Source organism: Frankia sp. CoWAU3, from assembly GCF_977971855.1.
The window spans coordinates 1-1,479 of record NZ_CDWWXB010000195.1 but is presented as its reverse complement, the minus strand read 5'-3'; the positions used below and the strand labels follow the sequence as shown (position 1 = coordinate 1,479).

At 72.8% G+C, this 1,479-nt stretch carries 1 protein-coding gene; it reads right to left on the bottom strand.

What is annotated here, in order from left to right:
- A partial coding sequence (locus tag AC08ON_RS14960) for an ATP-binding SpoIIE family protein phosphatase (RefSeq protein ID WP_476617183.1) occupies positions 1-1,479 on the bottom strand: 1,479 nt, incomplete at both ends.

Genomic DNA, 1,479 nt, shown 5'->3' with positions numbered 1-1,479 from the left:
GGCCGCCACCGTCGGCGACCTCCACGACGGCCCGGTCGCCCAGCAGCCGCAGCCGCACCGACAGTGGTGGGCGACCGTGCCGCACCGCGTTGCTCGCCAACTCCGACAGCACCAGAACGATGGTGTCGACGACTTCCGAGGCCAGCGGCGCGTTCTCCAGCGCGAGCCTGGCCTGAGCCCGCACGGCGCGCAGGCTCGCCGCACCGTCGAAGGTGACGTCCAGGAGGGCCGCCGCGGCCGTCGGTTCAACGGGCAACCGGGCGAACAGAAGCGCGACGTCATCGGCCGCCACCTCGTCGGCCGCCACCTCGTCGACCGCCACCTCGTCGACCGTCCCGGAACCCACTGGGCCGGGGGCGACGGCGGGACCGAGACCGGCACACGCCGCGGTGACCAGGTCGTCCAGATTCGCGGTGAACCTGTCGCTGGCGCGGGCGAGCGCGGCCGCGAGCTGCGAGACCCCGGCGTCGAGGTCGCGCGCACGTCCCCGGACGAGCCCGTCGGTGAACAGGGCGATCAGATATCCCCGTCCCAGTCGCACCGTGTACTCGGTCACGTCCGACCGGGCCACCCCGAGTGGAGATCCCACCGCCATGTAGAGCCTGGAGACCAAGCCGTCCGGCGCGACGACCAGGGGCGGCGGGTGCCCGGCACTCGCCAGCGTCAGCACCCCACTGTCGATCTCAACGACCGCGTAGATGCAGGTGGCGATCTCCTCCCCGGGCAGGTCCGCGACGATGTCGTCCAGCAACGTCAGCACCTCGGCCGGGGGAAGATCGAGACGGGCGCAGGTGCGGGCCGCTGCGCGCAGCTGCCCCATCACCGCGGTCGCCCGGATCCCTCGGCCCATCACGTCACCGATCATCAGGGCAACTCGCCCGGCTCCCAGGTCAATCACGTCGAACCAGTCGCTACCGGCGTCGTCATCGACCCCGCCGGGCAGGTAACGGGTGGCCACCTCGAGCCCGGACGGGACGGCGGGTGGAGAACCGCGCAACGCCTCACGCAGCGCCAGCGCATTGCTGCGCTCTGCGGTCCCCCGATCGATCCGGTCCAGGACGACCCCCACCCGGGCGGCGAGTTCGGTCAGCAAGAGCAGATCCGCTTCGGTGAACGGAGGTCGATCCGCAACGGCGGTCACACTCAGTACGGCGACGACGTGGCCGACCCGTACCACGGGTACGACAGCCATCGTGTGGGCCCCCACCTGGCGGATCCACCGCTCGACGTCGGCCGGCGGATCCCACTCGCCCGCTGTCAGTGCGACGATCAGCCGTTCGCCCCGGCGGGCGGCCCGGACGAACGGACTCGTCGGCGACGTCGCCGCGCCGGCCACCGAGGCGAACGGAGGCACCGCGCCGAGCCCGTCACGGGCCAGGACGACGAGTGGACGCAGCTCGGGCACCGGCTCTGCCGCCCGGTCCCCCGCCGTCTCCTCGAGACCCTCCCCGGCCCCGGCCTTATCCCCGGCCGCAGCCC